The organism is Halomonas campaniensis (assembly GCF_002211105.1).
Classification (GTDB): Bacteria; Pseudomonadota; Gammaproteobacteria; order Pseudomonadales; family Halomonadaceae; genus Vreelandella; species Vreelandella campaniensis_A.
The window spans coordinates 67442-86236 of sequence record NZ_JPUA01000028.1 but is presented as its reverse complement, the minus strand read 5'-3'; the positions used below and the strand labels follow the sequence as shown (position 1 = coordinate 86236).

The 18795-nt window shown below is 57.5% G+C and carries 19 protein-coding genes; 3 read left to right on the top strand and 16 right to left on the bottom strand.

Going from position 1 to position 18795, the window contains the following annotated elements; translation table 11 throughout:
* Window positions 1-18: 18 nt before the first annotated feature.
* The 7 genes from thiD to JI62_RS10630 form a co-directional block, all read right to left on the bottom strand.
* Window positions 19-849: a bifunctional hydroxymethylpyrimidine kinase/phosphomethylpyrimidine kinase gene (gene thiD / locus JI62_RS10660; protein WP_088700133.1), complete on the bottom strand. Its 831-nt coding sequence runs from the start codon at window positions 847-849 to the stop codon at window positions 19-21.
* A 149-nt stretch (window positions 850-998) separates the two neighbouring features.
* Window positions 999-2111 (bottom strand): TRAP transporter substrate-binding protein, encoded by a 1113-nt coding sequence (locus tag JI62_RS10655; protein WP_088700132.1) that lies wholly within the window; start codon window positions 2109-2111, stop codon window positions 999-1001.
* 173 nt (window positions 2112-2284) lie between these two features.
* Complete coding sequence (locus JI62_RS10650; protein ID WP_064235725.1) at window positions 2285-3688, bottom strand: TRAP transporter large permease; 1404 nt, start codon at window positions 3686-3688, stop codon at window positions 2285-2287.
* Window positions 3688-4248, bottom strand: coding sequence for a TRAP transporter small permease subunit (locus JI62_RS10645; protein ID WP_088700131.1), 561 nt, complete (start codon window positions 4246-4248; stop codon window positions 3688-3690). Before JI62_RS10645 ends, JI62_RS10650 begins: the two co-directional genes overlap by 1 nt.
* 102 nt (window positions 4249-4350) lie before the next feature.
* Complete coding sequence (locus JI62_RS10640) at window positions 4351-5184, bottom strand: endonuclease/exonuclease/phosphatase family protein (protein ID WP_430750721.1); 834 nt, start codon at window positions 5182-5184, stop codon at window positions 4351-4353.
* 5 nt (window positions 5185-5189) lie between these two features.
* Complete coding sequence (locus tag JI62_RS10635) at window positions 5190-5822, bottom strand: thiol:disulfide interchange protein DsbA/DsbL (protein ID WP_088700239.1); 633 nt, start codon at window positions 5820-5822, stop codon at window positions 5190-5192.
* Between the two features lie 164 nt (window positions 5823-5986).
* A complete protein-coding gene (locus JI62_RS10630; RefSeq protein ID WP_088700130.1) occupies window positions 5987-6616 on the bottom strand; it encodes a c-type cytochrome in 630 nt (209 codons plus the stop codon).
* Between the two features lie 357 nt (window positions 6617-6973).
* On the opposite strand from JI62_RS10630, the gene yihA reads away from it, so the two are divergent.
* Window positions 6974-7612, top strand: a complete 639-nt coding sequence (yihA, locus tag JI62_RS10625; protein ID WP_088700129.1) for a ribosome biogenesis GTP-binding protein YihA/YsxC — start codon at window positions 6974-6976, stop codon at window positions 7610-7612.
* A 21-nt stretch (window positions 7613-7633) separates the two neighbouring features.
* Here the strand turns inward: yihA and JI62_RS10620 are convergent, their stop codons facing one another.
* The 8 genes from JI62_RS10620 to JI62_RS10585 form a co-directional block, all read right to left on the bottom strand.
* Window positions 7634-8359 carry an HAD family hydrolase gene (locus JI62_RS10620; RefSeq protein WP_088700128.1) on the bottom strand — a complete coding sequence of 242 codons (726 nt, stop codon included), beginning with the start codon at window positions 8357-8359 and terminating at the stop codon, window positions 7634-7636.
* Complete coding sequence (locus JI62_RS10615) at window positions 8356-9300, bottom strand: tyrosine recombinase XerC (RefSeq protein WP_240513215.1); 945 nt, start codon at window positions 9298-9300, stop codon at window positions 8356-8358. The genes JI62_RS10620 and JI62_RS10615 overlap by 4 nt, the downstream gene beginning before the upstream one ends.
* Entirely contained in the window at window positions 9293-10006 is a 714-nt protein-coding gene (locus JI62_RS10610) for a DUF484 family protein (RefSeq protein WP_088700126.1), read from the bottom strand. Before JI62_RS10610 ends, JI62_RS10615 begins: the two co-directional genes overlap by 8 nt.
* Before the next feature lie 16 nt (window positions 10007-10022).
* Window positions 10023-10856, bottom strand: a complete 834-nt coding sequence (gene dapF, locus JI62_RS10605) for a diaminopimelate epimerase (RefSeq protein ID WP_088700125.1) — start codon at window positions 10854-10856, stop codon at window positions 10023-10025.
* Entirely contained in the window at window positions 10856-12127 is a 1272-nt protein-coding gene (gene lysA, locus JI62_RS10600; RefSeq protein WP_088700124.1) for a diaminopimelate decarboxylase, read from the bottom strand. Before lysA ends, dapF begins: the two co-directional genes overlap by 1 nt.
* Before the next feature lie 27 nt (window positions 12128-12154).
* Window positions 12155-12277, bottom strand: a complete 123-nt coding sequence (gene lptM, locus JI62_RS10595) for an LPS translocon maturation chaperone LptM (RefSeq protein WP_088700123.1) — start codon at window positions 12275-12277, stop codon at window positions 12155-12157.
* A complete protein-coding gene (gene argH, locus JI62_RS10590) occupies window positions 12274-13677 on the bottom strand; it encodes an argininosuccinate lyase (protein WP_088700122.1) in 1404 nt (467 codons plus the stop codon). Before argH ends, lptM begins: the two co-directional genes overlap by 4 nt.
* Before the next feature lie 97 nt (window positions 13678-13774).
* Window positions 13775-16564, bottom strand: coding sequence for a bifunctional diguanylate cyclase/phosphodiesterase (locus tag JI62_RS10585; protein ID WP_240513213.1), 2790 nt, complete (start codon window positions 16562-16564; stop codon window positions 13775-13777).
* 135 nt (window positions 16565-16699) lie between these two features.
* On the opposite strand from JI62_RS10585, the gene hemC reads away from it, so the two are divergent.
* Complete coding sequence (gene hemC / locus JI62_RS10580) at window positions 16700-17644, top strand: hydroxymethylbilane synthase (RefSeq protein ID WP_088700121.1); 945 nt, start codon at window positions 16700-16702, stop codon at window positions 17642-17644.
* Window positions 17641-18420, top strand: a complete 780-nt coding sequence (locus tag JI62_RS10575; protein WP_088700120.1) for a uroporphyrinogen-III synthase — start codon at window positions 17641-17643, stop codon at window positions 18418-18420. Before hemC ends, JI62_RS10575 begins: the two co-directional genes overlap by 4 nt.
* A gap of 165 nt (window positions 18421-18585) precedes the next feature.
* Here the strand turns inward: JI62_RS10575 and JI62_RS10570 are convergent.
* On the bottom strand, window positions 18586-18795 hold a 210-nt coding region (locus tag JI62_RS10570; protein WP_170938534.1), incomplete at its 5' end, for a hypothetical protein.

The window sequence follows — 18795 nt, the reverse complement described above, 5'->3', positions numbered from 1 at the left end:
CTCAAAGCGGTACACCCATCACCACCAAGCGTGAAAATGGTGCACCGGGCCACGGCCTTTACCCACGCTTAAGCGTACGCTCGCTTCTAACGCCGCGTGCAGCCACTGCTTGGCATCGCTGATGGCGGCGACCGGGGCATCCGTACCGGCATCCACGGGTAGCTTCGCCAGGCAGGCAGCAATCGCCGAAGAGAGCGCACAGCCGGTACCGTGTAAATTGTCGGTATCGATACGCGAGGCAGGCAACCATTCATGGCCATTGGGGGTTGCCAGCAAATCCGGGCAGGTCGCCCCACGCAAATGACCGCCTTTCAGCACCACATAGGGCGCGCCCAATTGCGTTAACCCCGGCAGCATTGCTTCCATGGCGTCTAAACTGGTGGGCGAGGGCATGTCGAGCAGTACCGCGGCTTCTGGCAGATTGGGGGTTATCACATCGGCCAAGGGCACGAGCACATCGCGTACGGCGCGAATGCCTTCATCGTCGACCAGAATATCGCTGCTCTTAGCGACCATCACTGGGTCGAGGACAATCCAGCGTGGACGGCGCTGACGCAATACGTCCGCGATAACCTCGGCGACCTCGCGGCTTGCCACCATGCCAATTTTGACCGCATCTATCGCCACATCATCCAGCAGGTGTTCCAACTGCTCGCGAATGGCCTGGGGAGCGACAGGGTACACCGAGGCCACGCCGCAGGTGTTTTGGGCAATCACCGCGGTAATCACGTTGGTGCCGTAAACGCCGAGGGCTGAAAAGGTTTTCAAATCCCCCTGTAGACCAGCACCACCGGAAGGGTCGGAACCTGCGATGGTAAGCACATTGCGAAGATGGGAATGGGTAGACATGGGGCTCCTTCACGGCAAAATCGGCAACAAACGCCACTGTGCCTCTAGGATACCCAAGCTGGGCGCCTTATGCTGCCGAAACGTACCTGCCAGCCACACAAAAGCCGCCCGAAGGCGGCCATTGCGTTCGTGTGCGTGAGCACGGCAGACTATTGAGCGGTGTCGCCTTCCGGGTTGCGGGCGTTGTAGTACGCCTGCTCGGAAATGGCGTGGTAATCCTCGACTTTTTCCTGGAACGCTTGATAAGAGTCATAGATACGCGTGGCCAGCTCGCTCGATTCCGCCAACTCTGCAACCACATCAGCCGAATGCTCGCGGGCTTGAGCGAGTACATCGTCAGGAATGCGGCGTAGCTCAACATCATGCTCGTTGACCAGGGTTTCCAGCGCATCGTTGTTACGCGCGGTGTACTCATCCAGGACGCTTTGGTTGATGTCGCTAATAGCACTGCGCAGGATCGCCTGTAGATCCGCGGGCAGCTCCGCGTAAGCCTCTTCGTTAACAATCGCCTCGAACATTACCGTGGGCTCATGCCAGCCTGGATAGTAGTAATAGTCGGCGGCTTGATGCAGACCAAATGCCAGGTCGTTATAGGGACCAATCCACTCTGTTGCGTCAATCGCTCCCGACTGCAGCGAGGTAAAGATCTCGCCGCCCGGCATATTGACAATCGCCACCCCCATGCGGCTCATTACTTCGCCACCCAAGCCGGGCATACGCATTTTCAGGCCGTTCAAATCGTCAACGGAGTTGATCTCTTTGTTGTACCAGCCGCCCATCTGCACGCCTGAGGCACCCGCGACCATTACGTCAACGCCGAAGTCATCGTAGAGCTCGTTCCACAGCTCCATACCACCGCCATAGCTTAGCCAGGCGTTCATCTCTTGGGCGTTCATACCAAACGGCACGGCGGCAAAGAACTGTGCAGCAGGGGCCTTGCCCTTCCAGTAGTAGGAGGCAGAGTGACCCAGCTCAGCAGTGCCGTCAGAAACGGCATCAAACACCTCGAATCCGGGTACTAACTGACCGGCACCGAAGACTTCGATGGTCAGACGGCCATTCGACATTTCATCGACCAACTGCGATAGGCGCTCAGGGCCTTGACCAACACCTGGGAAATTCTTCGGCCAGGAGGTGACCATTTTCCAACGGAACTCTTCCTCTTGGGCCTGGGCTTGGTTATCGAAGCTAGAAACCACCAGCAAGCTGGCGGAGAGTGCGGTCGTCATGGCGATGGCGACGGGGAGCGTTTTGGCTTTCATACAAGAACCCTCTTACTTTCTATTATTACTATTATTGAGTAGGGAATACTCCGCCTAGCGTAGAACACTAGGCGGTTTACGGCAGGCCCTTAACGGCTGCTAACTGCTTTTTAATTAGATTGCCACATATATCCGTTGATAGCTGAGATGTTTTTCAACTAACGCCCCGTTCGTTAAAACTGGTCGGGAAGCCACGTTGCCAGCTGCGGGAAGAAGCTCAGCATGAGCAACATTCCTAGCTGCATGAGGATAAACGGGATAACACCGCGGTAAATAGCTGACGTAGAGACCGACGGCGGCGCCACACCGCGCAAGTAGAACAGCGCGAAGCCAAACGGCGGCGTTAAGAATGACGTTTGCAGGTTTATCGCGATCATGATGCCCAGCCAAATCGGATCAAGCCCCATGGCGAGCAGAATCGGCCCGACAATCGGCACTACCACAAAGGTGATTTCGATAAAGTCGAGAATAAAGCCGAGCAGGAAGATCACCAGCATAACGATAATCGTCGCGCCGACCACCCCACCAGGCATTGCCTCGAACAATTCAGTCACCATATGCTCGCCGCCGTAGGCACGAAACACCAGCGAAAACAGCGCCGCACCGATCAGGATCAGAAACACCATGGTGGTGACGTGGGTAGTCGAACGCAATACGTCTTTCAGGGTCGCCCAGTCAAGCTGACGATAGGCCAATGCCAGCACTAGAGCGCCGAAGGCGCCCACCGCAGAGGCCTCTGTGGGGGTGGCAAAACCGCTTAGGATCGAGCCCAGTACCGCCACAATCAGCACTACGGGCGGTACTAGCCCTTTGAGCAGCAGCATACCAATCCCCGAGGTATGGCCCAGTTCGGCCATCAGCTCTTCACGGTCGGCAGCAGGCGCCATGTGCGGGCGCAGCCAGGCCACCAGGGCCACGTAAATCATATACATCACGACCAGCAGCAACCCAGGCACCAGCGCGCCCATAAACAGATCGCCTACGGAGACGGTTTTAGGGCTGAAGATCCCCATATCCAGCTGCGCTTGCTGATACGCCGATGACAGCACGTCACCGAGCAGTACCAGGGCAATGGAGGGCGGAATAATCTGGCCCAGCGTGCCGGTGGCGCAAATAGTGCCTGTTGCCAACGAGGTGCTGTAGCCACGCTTTAGCATGGTGGGAAGCGACATCAGCCCCATGGTGACCACGGTGGCCCCGACGATGCCGGTAGAGGCCGCCATTAGCATGCCCACCAGAGTCACCGAAATACCCAAACCACCACGCATTGCGCCAAACAGTAACGCCATAGCGTCCAGCAGCGTCTCGGCCACTTTGGATTTTTCCAGCAACACACCCATTAAAACAAACAGTGGCACCGCCAACAGCGTTTGGTTGGTCATAATGCCGTAAAGCCGGTTGGGTAAGGCGGCAAGATAGCCACTATCAAAGTTGGCGTCGATGCCAATGGCTTCCAGACCCAGCCCCATACCGGCAAACAGCAGCGCCGTGCCCGCCAGCGAGAGCGCCACGGGAAAGCCGAACATCAGCACTATGCATATAACGGCAAATAAAATAATCGGCATGAATTCCAGCATCAAACACGCTCCTCAAGATGGTTGCCACCGGCAGCAGACGGCACTATCCGCCCGGCCATCACATAGCCATTGCGCACAATCTCAATCACGCCTTGCACGATCATTAGCACGGCAAACAGCGGTATTAAGGTTTTCAGTGCGTAGACTGCCGGAATACCGCCGTAATCGGAGGAGGTTTCCAGAATGCGCCATGAGTTGGCCACGTAACCCAGGCTGGAAGCGATGATAAAGATCATCACTGGAATCAATAGGGTAATAATGCCCACGACGTTGATTAATGCTTGACGGCGCGGAGTCATCCCTCGATAGAAGATATCCACCCGCACGTGGCCGTCGTGGCGAAAGGTATAGGCGGCAGCGAGCATAAAGACAGTCGCGTGCATATACATTACGAGCTCTTGCATAAAGATGCTGTTCACACTGAAGGCGTAACGCAGCAGTACAATCGCGAACTGAATCAACATCATTATGATGATCAGCCACGCAAGGGAACGCCCGAACCACTCTGAAGCGCGGTCCAGCGCACCAATAAACGCAGGTAGTTGTGTTGTGTCCGACATGGGAGTGTCTCGCGTAAAACGGCTAAGGGGAGTCAGCGCTCCAGACAATAGCGCATATACGCGCACAATGCAGCGCCCTCGCGCTGCACGGAGTGCTTATTATTAAACGCTTGGGCGAATTGCCGCTAAACAGGCCTCTGGCAAGGGCAGATCGACAGCGATCGGCAGGTGGTCAGAGAATAGGTGATCCAGCACTCGCACCTCAGCGGCCTCTAACGACTGCGACAACAGGATATGATCCAGCGCGTGGCGCGGCTGCCAGGAGGGGTAACTTAACAGAGGTTTAACCGGATGCAGCGGTAGCGACGCACTAAAACGCTCATGAGCATGCAGTTGGTCAGGGGTACAGTTGAGATCTCCCATCACCACAACATGGCGCAGCGGTTGGATAATCTCGCTTAAATAATTGAGCTGACGCACCCGACCACGATGGCTAAGCGCCAAGTGAGCAACGAATATGTGCAGTGCATCCGGCCCTTCGCCAAAGCGTGCATGAATCGCACCGCGGCCAGGCATCACCCCAGGCAAACGGTGCTCTTCTACTTGGCTGGGTACCAGCCGCGAGAGTAAACCGTTACTGTGCTGAGCAATACGGCCCAGATTACGGTTGAGCTGCTGAACGTGATGGGGAAACCCCGCTTTGGCAGCGAGGTACTCGACTTGGTTGACGCGGCTTGAGCGAAAACTACCGCCATCGACCTCTTGAAGACCGACCACGTCATACTTGCTCAGCACCTCCCCCATTACATCCAGCCGCTTCTGGCGACGCGGATGAGGCAGAAGGTGCTGCCAACTGCGCGTGAGATAGTGATGGTACGCCGATGTCTGGATACCCACTTGCAAATTAAAGGTCAGCAAACGCAAGTGTCCATCTTCAAACAGCGTCGAGCGTGGGCCGTTTATGGCTGCTTCATCACGCTCTCTGGCTTCGCGCAACACGGTTATTCTGCGCGCTCTTCACGCACCTGCTCTACCAACGCCTCAGCGATTTTCGGCATGTTGTCCAGACTGCCGGCAGAGCTCGGCGTTACCAGATAGCGACCATCAATCACAATGGCCGGCACGCCCATTAACTTCATTTTGCGCATACGATTATTGGCATCATTTACTTCACTGCGCACACCAAAGTCGGTCAGCGCCTGCTTGGCTTCTTCTTCACTGACACCATAGTTGGCGAAGAAAGCAGCGATGTCATCGGGCTCGGTGAGCGATTGATTTTCCTGATGGATGGCGTTAAAGAAGTCGGCATGGAGTTCATCTTCGATGCCCAGCGACTCCGCCGCGTAAAACGCTGTAGCGTGGGTATTCCAATCACCGCCCATGGTGGCAGGCATCTTGACGACACTCACATCATCGTCCAGCGTCTCGTACCACTCGTTAATCGGCGTTTGCAGACGATAGCAGTGCGGGCAGCCAAACCAGAATATTTCAGTGACTTCAATTTGCCCGTCGTCAACCTGGGTCTCTACCGGCGATTCAAGCAGCTCATAGTGCTGGCCTTCCACCACTTCCTGGGCACTTACCGCCGCAGAAAGCCCCAAACCTGCCACTGCAACCATTAGCGTTTTAAACATATTAGACATCGTGTAAGTTTCTCCGTGGGTAAGCGAGGAGTGAGACCGTTGATACGCCAGCGGGTTCCCTCAGTTGGCGAACGTTGCCAACTGAGGGCCCGCAAACGGCATAAGGAAGTGTTTAGGCTATCGATTTCTGGTTTGAAACGCGCTTACTGACAACCTTAGTTCAAACCCAGCACGTAATTAGCCACGGCTTCCATATCGTTGTCGCTCATTTTTGAAGCGATGTCGCCCATGATGTTATTGGGGCTATTGTTACGATCGCCTGATGCGAATGCCTGCAGCGTTGAGACCGTGTACTGAGCGTGCTGCCCAGACAGGCCGGGGTAAACGGCGCTGCCGATACCGACACCCGTCGGCGTATGGCAGGCTGAACAGGCGGGGATACCCTTGGACATATCGCCAGCGCGGTAAAGCTCTTCACCGCGGGCCAGCAACTCAGCGTCCTCGTCGCTGGTTTGCCCCAGGTTGGCATTCTGGCGCGCAAAGTGTGCCGCAACATCCCAGGCGTCTTGATCGGAGAAATCATCCACTTGACCCGCCATTTGGGGAACCATGCGGTTGCCGTCGCGGATATCCATAATCTGTTTGGCCAGATAAGACATCTGCTGACCCGCCAGGTTAGGGAAAGCGCCCGACGGGCTAATACCCTGCTGCCCATGGCAGGCGGCGCAGGTTTGGGCCATTTCCTGGCCGGCGGATGCGTCTGCATCGGCCTGGTAGTCCGTTTGAGCGTGGGCGATGCCAACGGCGCCCATGGTAATTGCTAGGCTTGCCAGTAACTTTCTCATTGCTATTCCACTATGCCGTTTTATGTTTGACTGGTACGCACCCTGGGCGCTTCCCAGGTTTCACAAGTTACCAGGGTTAGCTCCGCCAATACCAACCTTCGCTAATACCTACAACGTATCGCGATGGTACACTAGCGCCCCAGGTCGCAGATATAAACCGCTTGCATTATAACGAATCACCCCAGCGGCGGGAATGCAAGTACTTACCTGCTTTAGGGGTAATTCGTCGCGGTACCGCTCTCACTTCTTTATCATTAGTCGCGATTATGCGTTCTACTTTACCTGATGGTGAGGCGATAATGAGTTGATAGTGCGCAGAGTAGGCCGCTTTTATGTTCGTTTTTCAGGATTAACCCCATGACTACCCCCCATGATAGCCCAGTCCCTCGGCTGAACTACCCGACGGCAAGTTTCCTTATTAGCGCCCCAACCCTGGCCCTGTGCCCGGACGACACCGGCGCCGAAGTCGCCTTTGCCGGGCGTTCAAACGCGGGCAAATCAAGTGCTATCAATGCATTAACGCAACAAAATGCGTTAGCACGTACCTCGCGAACGCCGGGGCGCACCCAACTGATCAACTTTTTCAGCGTGATGAATGACGAGGCGCGGCGCTTGGTCGATCTCCCTGGCTACGGCTACGCCAAGGTTCCGGAGGCGGTCAAACTGGAGTGGCAAAAGCATCTAGCCGAGTACTTACGCAACCGTTTTAGCCTGCGCGGCTTAGTACTGCTAATGGACGTGCGCCACCCGCTCACCGAGTTCGACCAAATGATGCTCGACTATGCCGACCAGCGCGGTATGCCGGTACATATTTTGCTCACCAAAGCCGACAAACTGAAGCGAGGCCCGGCCAGTGCTGCCTTGCAGAAAGTGCGCTCACGGTTAAAAGAGTGGGAAGACCTCGTCTCTGTTCAGCTGTTCTCTTCACTCAAGCGCGACGGCGTAGATACGCTATCCCAGAAGCTCAACCAGTGGCTGTATACGCCACCTGAATGATGTCGCTATCGCTCCGCTGATTTATAACTTCTCAAGCACACTGGGCAATTGTTTAATATGGGCTATGCGATGCACCCGTGGCGGGAGTGGTTGATCCTCTGTTTGAGAAATCCATACTGCATGCATGCCCAACTGCTGGGCGGGCAGCACATCCTCCAGCCACGAATCACCCACGTGCATGGCGCACTCGGGGGCCACGTTTAGTCGCGACAGTGCGGTGAGGAACGGCGTAGGATCAGGTTTGGGCGCCAATATCTCGCCCGCGGCAATGGCGACCGGAAAGTAGGCTGCCAGCGGCTGACGTTTAAGATGAATATTGCCGTTGGTGATCGCCGCCAACTGATAGCGTTCCGCCAGGGCAGCCAGCAAACCGGCCGCTTCCGGGTGAGGCGTAACCTGCACGCGCAGGCGGTGGAACTCATTCATCGCCGCGGATGCCCACATCAACGCAGCGCTACGGTGCAAACCTGCCTCTTCTAACTGGGCCTCCAGAGCACGCAAACGCAGCCAGGTGAAATCCCCGCGACGCTCCGGCACCTCTTTGGCCAACTGTTGACGACGCTGAAGATAATCCAGCCCGCCCTCTTCATAGGATAGCCCCAGGGTAGCTTCCTGGCGCGCTGCCCGCCATGTATCCACCGCCTCCAGTAGCCAGCGGTAGTGCCCTTCTTCGGTGCGCGCCATCACTCCATGGTTATCCCACAGCGTATCGTCGAGATCGAAGGTAATCGCCTGTAGCATCGTCATGGCTTGCTCCTGGGGCTATTCGTGGGATCGTTGGGGCCTCGCTTGGCCCGGGGGTGTGCGGCATCGTAACTGGTGGCCAGATGCTGCCAGTCAAGCCGGGTGTAAATTTGCGTGGTCGACAGATTGGCGTGCCCCAGAAGCTCTTGCACGGCGCGCAGATCCTGGCTTGATTCCAACAGGTGGCTGGCAAAGGAGTGGCGCAAACGGTGGGGATGAAGGTGTTCGGGCAAGCCACGGGCAACCGACAGCTGCGCTAACCGCTTTTGAATGGCGCGGTGGCCTAACCGCTGCCCGCGCTGGCCCACAAACAGCGCCTGCTCAGACATAGGTGCCAGCACGGAGCGACACCCGAGCCATTCGGCCAGCGCCTGCTGGGCGCGGCGCCCTACCGGCACCTGGCGGGGTTTGCCGCCTTTGCCCATTACCCTGACCCGGCTGTTTTGCAAATCGCCCAAATCGAGCGCCGCCAACTCCGCCAAGCGCAGACCGCTGGAGTAAAACAGCTCAAGAATGGCTTGATCCCGCACGCCCAGCGGCGAGCCGTCGTGGGGGGTATCGAGAAAGCGCGCCAGAGCATCGACATCCACTGGGCGCGGCAGGTGGCTGGGCTGCTTTGGCGTACGCAGTAGTCCCACCGGGTTATCCACCAGTACGCCCTGCTTGACCAAGTAATCGGCAAAGCGAGAGAGTGCCGCCCGTCGCCGAGCCAGGCTTCTAGGTGCCAAGCCCCTGCTGCGTTCTGAACCTAAAAACGCCCGCAGCAGCGCGGTATCTAACGCCGCTGGATCCGTCACTGCGCGACGTTCGGTGAAGGCACACAGCGCGGCCAGATCGTGCCGATACGCCTCGACAGTGGCCGGACTGGCATGGGACGCCAGCGTTGCCAGAAAGGCCCCAACGCGCTCGGTTATCGGCGTTTCAACCAGGGGTGTCTCATCCACCATGGTCGCCCAGTCGCACCAGCAAGCGCGCGACGATATCGCCCAAGTACTCGGTGAACAGCGTGTCCATACTGGCGCGGTAAGCGTCAGGGCTGGGGCTGGCCAGCAGTAAATAGCCCAAGGGGTCACCCGCGGAGAGCCGTGAAATCGCACAGGAGCCCGCTTTGCGGGGTGCTTTGACATGGGGCAACAGGCACTTCCAGTCGCTGACACTCAGTTTTACGCAGCGGCTGGTGCGGCCATCCAGCAGCGCCGACAGCCGCGCGCTGGCATGCTGATCAAGCACGTGCCGCGGCGCCTGGGGCGGCGTCGGTTCACTATCGCTTAAGGCGGAGGGGCACCATAGCGCCATGGCGGGGGTCTCAAAGCGCTCGCTCAGTTGGGTGGCCAACGCTTGCGCCAGCGCATCGCGGTCTGGCGCTTCCACCAGCGCTATCAACGTTTCCCGCAGTCGACGGTACTGGGACTCGTTATGGCGAGCGGTCTCCAGCAGGTGTTCCAGGCGACCCTCGGCGGTTTCCGCACGCTTACGCAGATCCAGCACCAGGCGCTCTAGCAGCGATACCGCCCCGTCGATATGAGGGTGAGGCACCTGCAGTTGCTGAAGCAACCCTTCACGGCCGACAAAAAAATCGGGATGGCGCGCCAGCCAGAACGCCACTTGATCAGGCTCGAGCGTTTTGCGGGGTTCGGGGGCTTGTGACATCGCCGTTCTCCTCGAATTAATTAAGTGCTACGCGGCCATCAAAGACGCGTGTCGCTGGCCCCACCATCGTTAGCGCCCCTTCTGGGTCAGGCCACTCAATGCTGAGTTCTCCACCGGGTAAATGGACTTTTACCGGGCTTTTCAGCAGCCCCTGGCGAATGCCGCTGGCCACTGCGGCGCAGGCACCGGTACCGCAGGCCAGCGTTTCACCGCTGCCGCGCTCATACACGCGCAAGCGAATTTCACTGGGCGAGAGTACCTGCATAAAGCCCACGTTAACACGCTTAGGGAAACGAGGATGCGCCTCTACCAGTGGCCCAAGGCGTTCGACCGGGGCGTCGTCCACGCTATCGACCTGCAGCACCGCATGGGGATTGCCCATGGAGACCACGCCAATCTGCAGCGTTTCATCCCCCACTTCGAGCTGATGCAGGGGTTGATCCCCAGGGGCATCGAACGGCAGCGCCAGAGGACTAAACCGTGGCCGGCCCATATCCACCCGCACCATGCCGTCGTGCTGAACGGTTAGCACCAAGGGGCCACCGGCGGTTTCCACATGAATTTCATGCTTATGGGTTAGCCGCTGATCGCGCACGAAGCGGGCAAAACAGCGCGCGCCATTGCCGCAGTTCTCCACTTCACTGCCATCGGCATTGTAAATGCGGTAGCGAAAATCCATCTCCGGATCGCGGGGAGGCTCGACCACTAACAGCTGGTCAAAGCCAATACCGAAACGACGGTCTGCCAGTGCGCGGATTTGAGCTTCGTCCAGCCGTGCGCGCTGAGTGACCAGATCCACCATGACAAAGTCATTGCCCAGGCCATGCATTTTGGTGAAGTGCAACAGCATCAGCGCCCCCCTTCGGGCAGCAGCGCTTCGCCCGCCCACAGGCTGGCGACGGTTTCCCGTGCGCGTACCACGTGGCAGTTGTCGCCATCGACCATTAGCTCGGCGGCACGAGGGCGGCTGTTGTAGTTCGAGGCCATGACAAACCCATAGGCTCCCGCCGAGCGCACCGCCAGCAGATCACCTTCGGCAATGGCCAGCTCGCGCTCTTTGCCCAGAAAGTCACCGGTTTCGCAAACGGGGCCCACCACGTCGTAGAAGGCACTCTCCCGGGATTGGCGGGTATCCACCGGCACAATCGCCTGCCAGGCCTGGTACAGCGCCGGACGAATCAGGTCGTTCATGGCCGCATCGACAATGGCAAAGTTTTTGGTCTCTCCGGGCTTTAAGAACTCCACCCGAGTGAGCATAACGCCCGCATTGGCGGCTATCGAACGGCCTGGCTCGAACAGCAGCGTAAGCGCTTCGCCACCTTCCCAGCGCGAAAGCCGCGCCAGCAGTTGGCTGGCGTAATCGAACGGCTGGGGCGGCTTTTCGTCACGATATGGCACGCCTAAACCACCGCCTAAATCGAGGTGCTCGATTTCGATGCCTCGCTCGCGCAGCCGCTCCATGAGTACCAACAAGCGTTCAAGGGCATCCAAAAACGGCGCCGTTTCAGTAAGCTGGGAACCGATGTGGCAGTCGAGCCCCTTCACTTGCACATTGGGCAGGCTTGCGGCCAGCTCATAAACAGCCAGCGCTTCATCCACCGGAATACCAAACTTGTTATCCTTCAAACCGGTGGAGATATACGGATGAGTACCCGCATCCACGTCCGGATTAACCCGCAACGAGACCGGTGCCACTTTACCCAGCTCGCCAGCGACGCGATTCAAGCGCTCGAGCTCAGGGCGCGACTCAACGTTAAAGCACTTAATGCCCACTTCCAGCGCACGGGCCATTTCATGGGGCTGCTTGGCGACCCCGGAAAAGACCACCTTCACCGGGTCGCCCCCCGCCTTCAGCACCCGCTCAAGCTCGCCGATGGAAACGATATCGAACCCCGCACCCAGTTTGGCCAACAGGCCCAGCACGGCCAGATTGGAGTTGGCCTTCACCGCGTAACAAATCAAGTGCGGGTGGCCGCCCAGCGCTTCCGTGTAGGCGCGAAAGTGGCGCTCAAAGGTCGCTTTCGAGTAGACGTAGCAGGGCGTGCCGTACTCGTCGGCAATCCGTGACAGCGGCACATCTTCGGCGTACAGCACGCCATCGCGGTAATTAAAATAATCCATGAGGCTCTCCCCTTCTCCTACGCCTGTCTATTCAGACGGCTGCTCATCGGCGGGTGCATCTTCCGGCAGATAAAGCGGCCCCTTTTGCCCACAGGCAGTAACTGCGGTTAACAGCAGCGCCGCAAGAGCGATGATTGCCAGCGTTTTCATGCGCCCGCCTTGAGCGCGGCCAACGCCTCACGCGCCCGCTGGGCGGCCGCCCGCACTTGGTTGGGAGCCGTGCCACCAATATGGTTACGGGCGGCGACCGAGCCTTCCAGAGTCAATACCTCGAACACATCCTGCTCGATGGTAGCGGAGAACTGCTGGAGCTCTTCCAGGCTCATTTCAGACAGGTCTTTTTCGCTTTTCAGGCCATACGCCACCGACTGGCCGACAATTTCGTGGGCATCGCGGAAGGCCACGCCTTTGCGCACCAGATAGTCGGCCAAATCCGTGGCGGTAGAGAAACCACGCCGTGCTGCTTCATACATGCTGGCTTTTTTGGGCTCAATAGCAGGCACCATATCGGCGAAGGCTTTCAGGCAGTCGCGCACGGTGTCCACGGCATCGAACAGCGGCTCTTTATCTTCCTGATTGTCTTTGTTGTAGGCCAACGGCTGCGATTTCATCAGCGTTAACAGCGACATCAGGTGGCCATAAACACGACCGGTTTTGCCGCGCACCAGTTCCGGCACGTCGGGGTTTTTCTTCTGCGGCATGATGGATGAGCCGGTGCAGAAACGATCGGGCAGGTCGATAAAGTTGAACTGGGCGCTGGTCCACAGCACCAGCTCTTCGCTCATGCGCGACAGGTGCATCAATAGGATGCTGGCAAAGCTGGTGAATTCAATAGCGAAGTCACGATCCGAGACGGCGTCCAGGGAGTTCTCCGTGGGGCGGTCAAAGCCTAACAGCTCTGCGGTGACGTGGCGGTCGATGGGATAGGTAGTGCCAGCGAGCGCCGCGGCACCCAGCGGCATGATGTTGACGCGCTTACGGCAGTCCAGCAGGCGTTCGTGATCGCGAGCCAGCATCTCTTGCCAAGCCAGAATATGATGACCAAAGGTGACCGGCTGGGCGGTTTGCAGATGGGTAAAGCCGGGCATAATGGTCTCGGCTTCACGGTCAGCCAGCTCGATCATGCCTTCGCGCAGACGTTTCAGCTCCACTTCGATAACGTCGATCTCATCGCGCATAAACAGGCGGATATCGGTGGCCACCTGATCGTTACGTGAACGCCCGGTGTGGAGCTTTTTACCGGTAATGCCGATCTTTTCGGTCAGCCGCGCTTCGATGTTCATATGCACATCTTCCAGCGGCACCGACCAGTTAAATTCGCCGCGCTCGATTTCGCCCTGTATCTCGTTCAGGCCGTTAATAATCGCATCGCGCTCATCATCGGTAAGCACGCCTACCCGAGCAAGCATGGTGGCGTGGGCAATAGAACCCTGGATGTCCTGGGGGGCCAGACGCTGGTCGAAATTAACCGACGCGGTGAAGCGTGCAACAAAGGCATCGGTGGGCTCGCTAAAGCGACCGCCCCAAGACTGATTCGTGGCTTGGCTCATCGAAGATATATCCTGCTGACAAAACAATGGAGTCGTTAGCAGAAAGTGTACCAGAGTCGCCCCGGTCAGCGGCACGCCGTTTTTATTTCTGCGGAGGCTAAGAGCATGACGTTATGACCGCAGGTGGTTTGTGCAGCAATTCGCACAAGGCATTGAGAGGCATTGGGCGAGCAAAGTAGTAGCCCTGATAGTAGTCACAGTGACGCTGTTGAAGATAGCCAAACTGCTCTACCGTCTCTACGCCTTCGACCAATACCTCCAAACCCATTTTCCCCGCCATGGCGACCACGCCATCGATAATGGCGGCATCGTGGCGGTCAAAGATCACATCACGCACAAAGGAGCGGTCAATCTTGATGCGGTTAATCGGCAGGCGCTTTAAATAGCTTAGGCTTGAGAAGCCGGTGCCAAAATCGTCTAAAGCAATCTGAACTCCCAGCGCTCGCAAGTTCTTTAACGCCTGGATGGCTTGCTCGGCGCTATCCATCAGCACCCCTTCGGTAAGCTCTAACTCTAACAACGCTGGCGTTAGGCCGCTGCTCGCCAGCACCTGCTCAATGGAGGCGAGGAACCCGGGACGTTGAAACTGCATCGGCGAGATATTGACCGCCATGGTGATCTCGCCCAACCCCAGGCTATTGAGCTGATGGGCATCGCGACAGGCGGTAGCCAACACCCACTCGCTGATGGGAATGATCTGACCAGTATCCTCGGCAAGGCTGATAAAATCAGAGGGCGGAATATTGCCGCGCTCAGGGTGCTGCCAGCGGATCAGCGCCTCAACCCCCACCACGCGACCGCTTGGCGCATGAATCTGCGGCTGGTAATGAAGCTCAAACTGCTGCTGCTCAATGGCTTGCTGTAGCGCGCTGCGTAAGCTGACCCGTTCGCTCACCTTGCGATTCAAGTCTTCGGTATACCAGTGGTAGGTATTACGCCCGCGCCGTTTGGCTTTATACATGGCCAAATCCGCCTGCTGGATAAGCTGGTGGGGGTTTTTCATACGGCCGTCATTGATGGCAATGCCGATACTGGCGGTGATGCGCAGCTCACTGCCGCGGTACCAGTAAGGGGGCGAAAGGCCCTGAAGCACTCGTTCGACCACTTGTATCACGTCATCTTGGTGGGCCAGATCCGGCAGCAGCACAACGAACTCATCGCTACCAAAGCGCGCCACGGTGTCCCAGGGGCGCAGTTCATTTTCCAGCCGCTTGGCGACCTCGACTAAAATAAAGTCGCCCACTTCATGACCCAGGGTATCGTTGATCGGTTTGAAGTCGTCCAGGTCAATAAACAGCACGGCTATGTAGCGCTGATAGCGGCGCGCCACCACGCACCCCTCTTCCAAACGCTGACCTAGCAGCAGGCGATTGGGCAGCCCCGTCAGCGCATCATGGTGGGCGTTGTGGGCGAGCTGGGCCTGATATTCGCGCTGCTCCGATATATCGTTCTGGACGCCAATAAAGTGGGTCACCTGGCCGTTCTCATCGAGAACGGGTGAAATGTACAGATCATTCCAAAAAACCGTACCATCGCGCCGATAGTTACGGATCACCACGTGCACTTCACGCTGCTCGGCAATTCCTGACTTTAGCTGCTTGATAGTGGCGGGGTCGGTCTCTTCACCCTGCAGAAAACGACAGTTGCGTCCCAGCGCCTGGCTGCGCGAGTAGCCGGTAATGCGCTCGAAGGCAGCGTTAACGTAGACCATAGGCAGGGCGCTGCGCTGGGCATCGACAATCACTACCCCGTTAGTACTTGACTCAACGCTACGCTCAAGCAGTTTTAGCTGATGCTCGGTCGCTTTACGCTCGTTAATATCACGGAAATAGACCGTAAGCCCTTCGGATGACGGATATGCGTGCACCTCAAGCCAACTATTGAGACGCGGATTGAACGCTTCAAAATGTACCGCTTCCTGCTGGCTCGCAGCACGCTGATACTCTTTTTGAAACCTGCTGCCCATGGCGTCAGGAAACGTCTGCCAAATATATTGGCCTATCAGTTCACCTTCACGGCGCTTCAAAATACGTTCAGCTTCCCTGTTCACGTAAGTAAAACGCCACTCCGTGTCTAGAGTAAAAAAACTGTCGGTGATGCTATCCAGCGTAATGGTGAGCCGGTGCGCAAGCTGGGAAAGGTTTTCGCGCAGCTGCTTTTGCTCGGTAATATCCTGGGACGCCCCCTGTACCTGAATAATGCGGCCCTCGTCATCACGCACCGCTTTACCAATGGCCCGCACCCAAAGATGCTCACCTTGGCGGGTAATCACCTCAAACTCATCATCAAAACTAATGCCGTCCTCACAGCAAGCATTGAATGCCGCCATCAGGCGTTCTCGTGACTCAGGTGCATAGAAGGAAAACGCCTCCTCAACGCTGGGCTGAAAGCCAGTGGGCATACCGTGAATCTGGCTAAGCTCATCCGACCAGATAAACTTGCCGTCCACCATGTCGACAAACCAACCACCAATCAGCGCGGTTTCACCGGCAATTTTAAACAGCCGTTGGTTGCGCTGCAGTTGCTCATCGGCTGCCTTACGCCGCGTAATGACCCGGGCGATCACGTAAATCACGCCCTCCCCAAATGAAGCAGTGACTTCCAGCCAGTGCTTCTTGCCGGTGGCGGAGACAGCGCGCACCTCGAAGGGGGCGATTTTTCCGCCTTGATGCAGTCGCTGTAACGCCCCCTCGATCACGGAATGATCAAGGGGGTCTATAACGACGCCACAGGCACGCCCGATCAATTTTTCGGACGAATACCCCAGCAGCGTTTCGAAGGCTGGATTGACTTGCAACAGCGTGCCTTCAAAGTCGATACAGCAGAACAGATCCCGTGAAAGCAGGAAAAACTGGTCAAGCTGGCCGTGGGGTAACACTAAGGACATAGGGTTTCCTAGAGAGCGAATAAAACACGTGACGGGAGCATAATGAGTTCCGTTATTTTTACTGTGGCGTTCGGTGCTTTATGATGACACTTATCATAGCTTGACTCGCCGTGTCTGCGGTATAGGGAGAATAACGTGCTATCAATCACCAAACTGCGCATTGCCACGCGTAAAAGCCAATTGGCCATGTGGCAGGCTGAGTACGTTCGCGACCGCTTAATGGCGGCCCACGACGGCCTTGAGGTCGAGCTTGTGGCACTGTCTACCAAGGGCGACAAAATTCTCGATACGCCGCTTTCTAAAATTGGCGGTAAAGGGTTGTTCGTTAAAGAGTTGGAAGACGCCATGCTCGATGGCCGCGCCGATATTGCCGTCCACTCAATGAAAGATGTCCCCATGCACTTCCCCGAAGGATTGGGGCTATCGGTCATTCTAGAGGGCGCCGACCCTACCGATGCGTTTGTATCCAACCACTACTCTAGCATTGATGAGCTTCCCGAAGGGGCACGGATTGGCACTGCCAGTCTGCGCCGTGGGCTGCAGATGCGTGAAGCCCGCCCCGACCTGCAAATTCTTAATCTGCGCGGCAACGTGCAAACGCGACTAGGCAAATTAGACGCGGGGGAATTCGACGCCATCATCCTGGCGACCTCTGGCCTTAAGCGGTTGGGCTTGGATGAGCGGATTGCCCAGGCACTGCCGCCGGAAGTGTGCTTACCCGCCTGCGGCCAGGGCGCCTTAGGCATTGAGTGCCGCCTGCATGATCCTGAACTGATTGCCTTGCTGGCCCCGCTGGATGACGCAGATACCGCGACACGCGTGCGTGCCGAAAGAGCCATGAACACGCGTTTAGAGGGCGGCTGCCAGGTACCCATTGCAGGCCACGCGGTACTGGACACCGCCAATGAAACTCTTTGGCTACGCGGCTTAGTCGGCAATCCTGAAGGGACTGAAGTATTACGTGCCGAAGGGCGTGGTTCGATGCATGAGCCGGAAGCGCTGGGCATCCGGATTGCCGAAGAGCTGCTTGATCAGGGCGCCGGCGATATTCTGGCTGAGGTTTACGGCCGCGCCATATGAGCCAACCGGTATTGATCTGCCGCCCCGGCGAGCGCGGTGAAGCGCTCGCTGCTGCGCTTCGCGAACGGGGCGAGAGCGTTGAATCACTTAATGTGATGCAACTCGAAGCCTTGCCAGAAAATCCCGATATGCGACAAATCTGGCTGGATATAGATCAGTACCATAAGATAATCGTCATCAGCCCCTTTGCGGCGATATGTTTAAGCGAAGCGCTGGATCGCTACTGGCCACAACTACCGATGGGTATCGATTACTACAGCGTTGGCAGCGCCACCGCGGCGACGCTCTATGATCAGTTGGGTGTCCGCGTGCATGTGCCATCGACCAGTGTCGGCGAAGATACCAGCGAAGCACTGCTTGCGCTTGCCTCACTGCAGCGGTTAGCGCACCAGCGTATTCTGCTGGTGGCCGGCGAGGGTGGCCGTTCACTGCTCGCGGAATCGCTTGCCGAGCGGGGGGCAAAGGTGACTCGCGTGGCGGTGTATCGCCGCACCTATCACCCCCTTGCACCTGCTCTGCAAACGCGTCTTTCTTCAGGTAATTATCGGGCGTTGATCGTCACCAGCAGCGAACTGCTGGAACATCTGGCAAAATGGTGTAATCAGGCGGCCTTGAACCAACCGCTAATCGTTTCCAGTCGCCGTTTGGCTACACTGGCTGGCATACTGGGTTTTCGTGACCTCAAGGTGGCGTCCGGAGCTACGCCAGCTGCATTGATAGCGGCGTTGGAGACCTGCGACCCACAGGGTGCCGATGTCGATCAAGGAACTTACTAAGGGCTAGCGACACATGAGCAAACAAGTAAACGATCAGGACGATGTACAACCGACGTCCGCCGATGCCTCCCAAGGCGTCACTAAAGCGACCGACAAAGCAGCTTCCACGACCGACGCGACTGAGCCCAGCACGCCGACCACACCGCCGAGCTCAACGACACCTGCTCAGAGTGGTGCCAAAAACAGTCGGTCGCGGCGGCGTGGAAAGGGCTCTGCGAGCTCAACCGCTGCTAGCAGCACCACCGCTAAACCAGCGGAGACCACGACCTCCAGCAGCGCGGCCTCACCGTCACCGAGTGCAGCGCAACAAAGCCCTTCTTCATCGTCAAGTGCCACATCTTCAAGCACGGCTTCGTCCAAGCCGACCGGCGACAA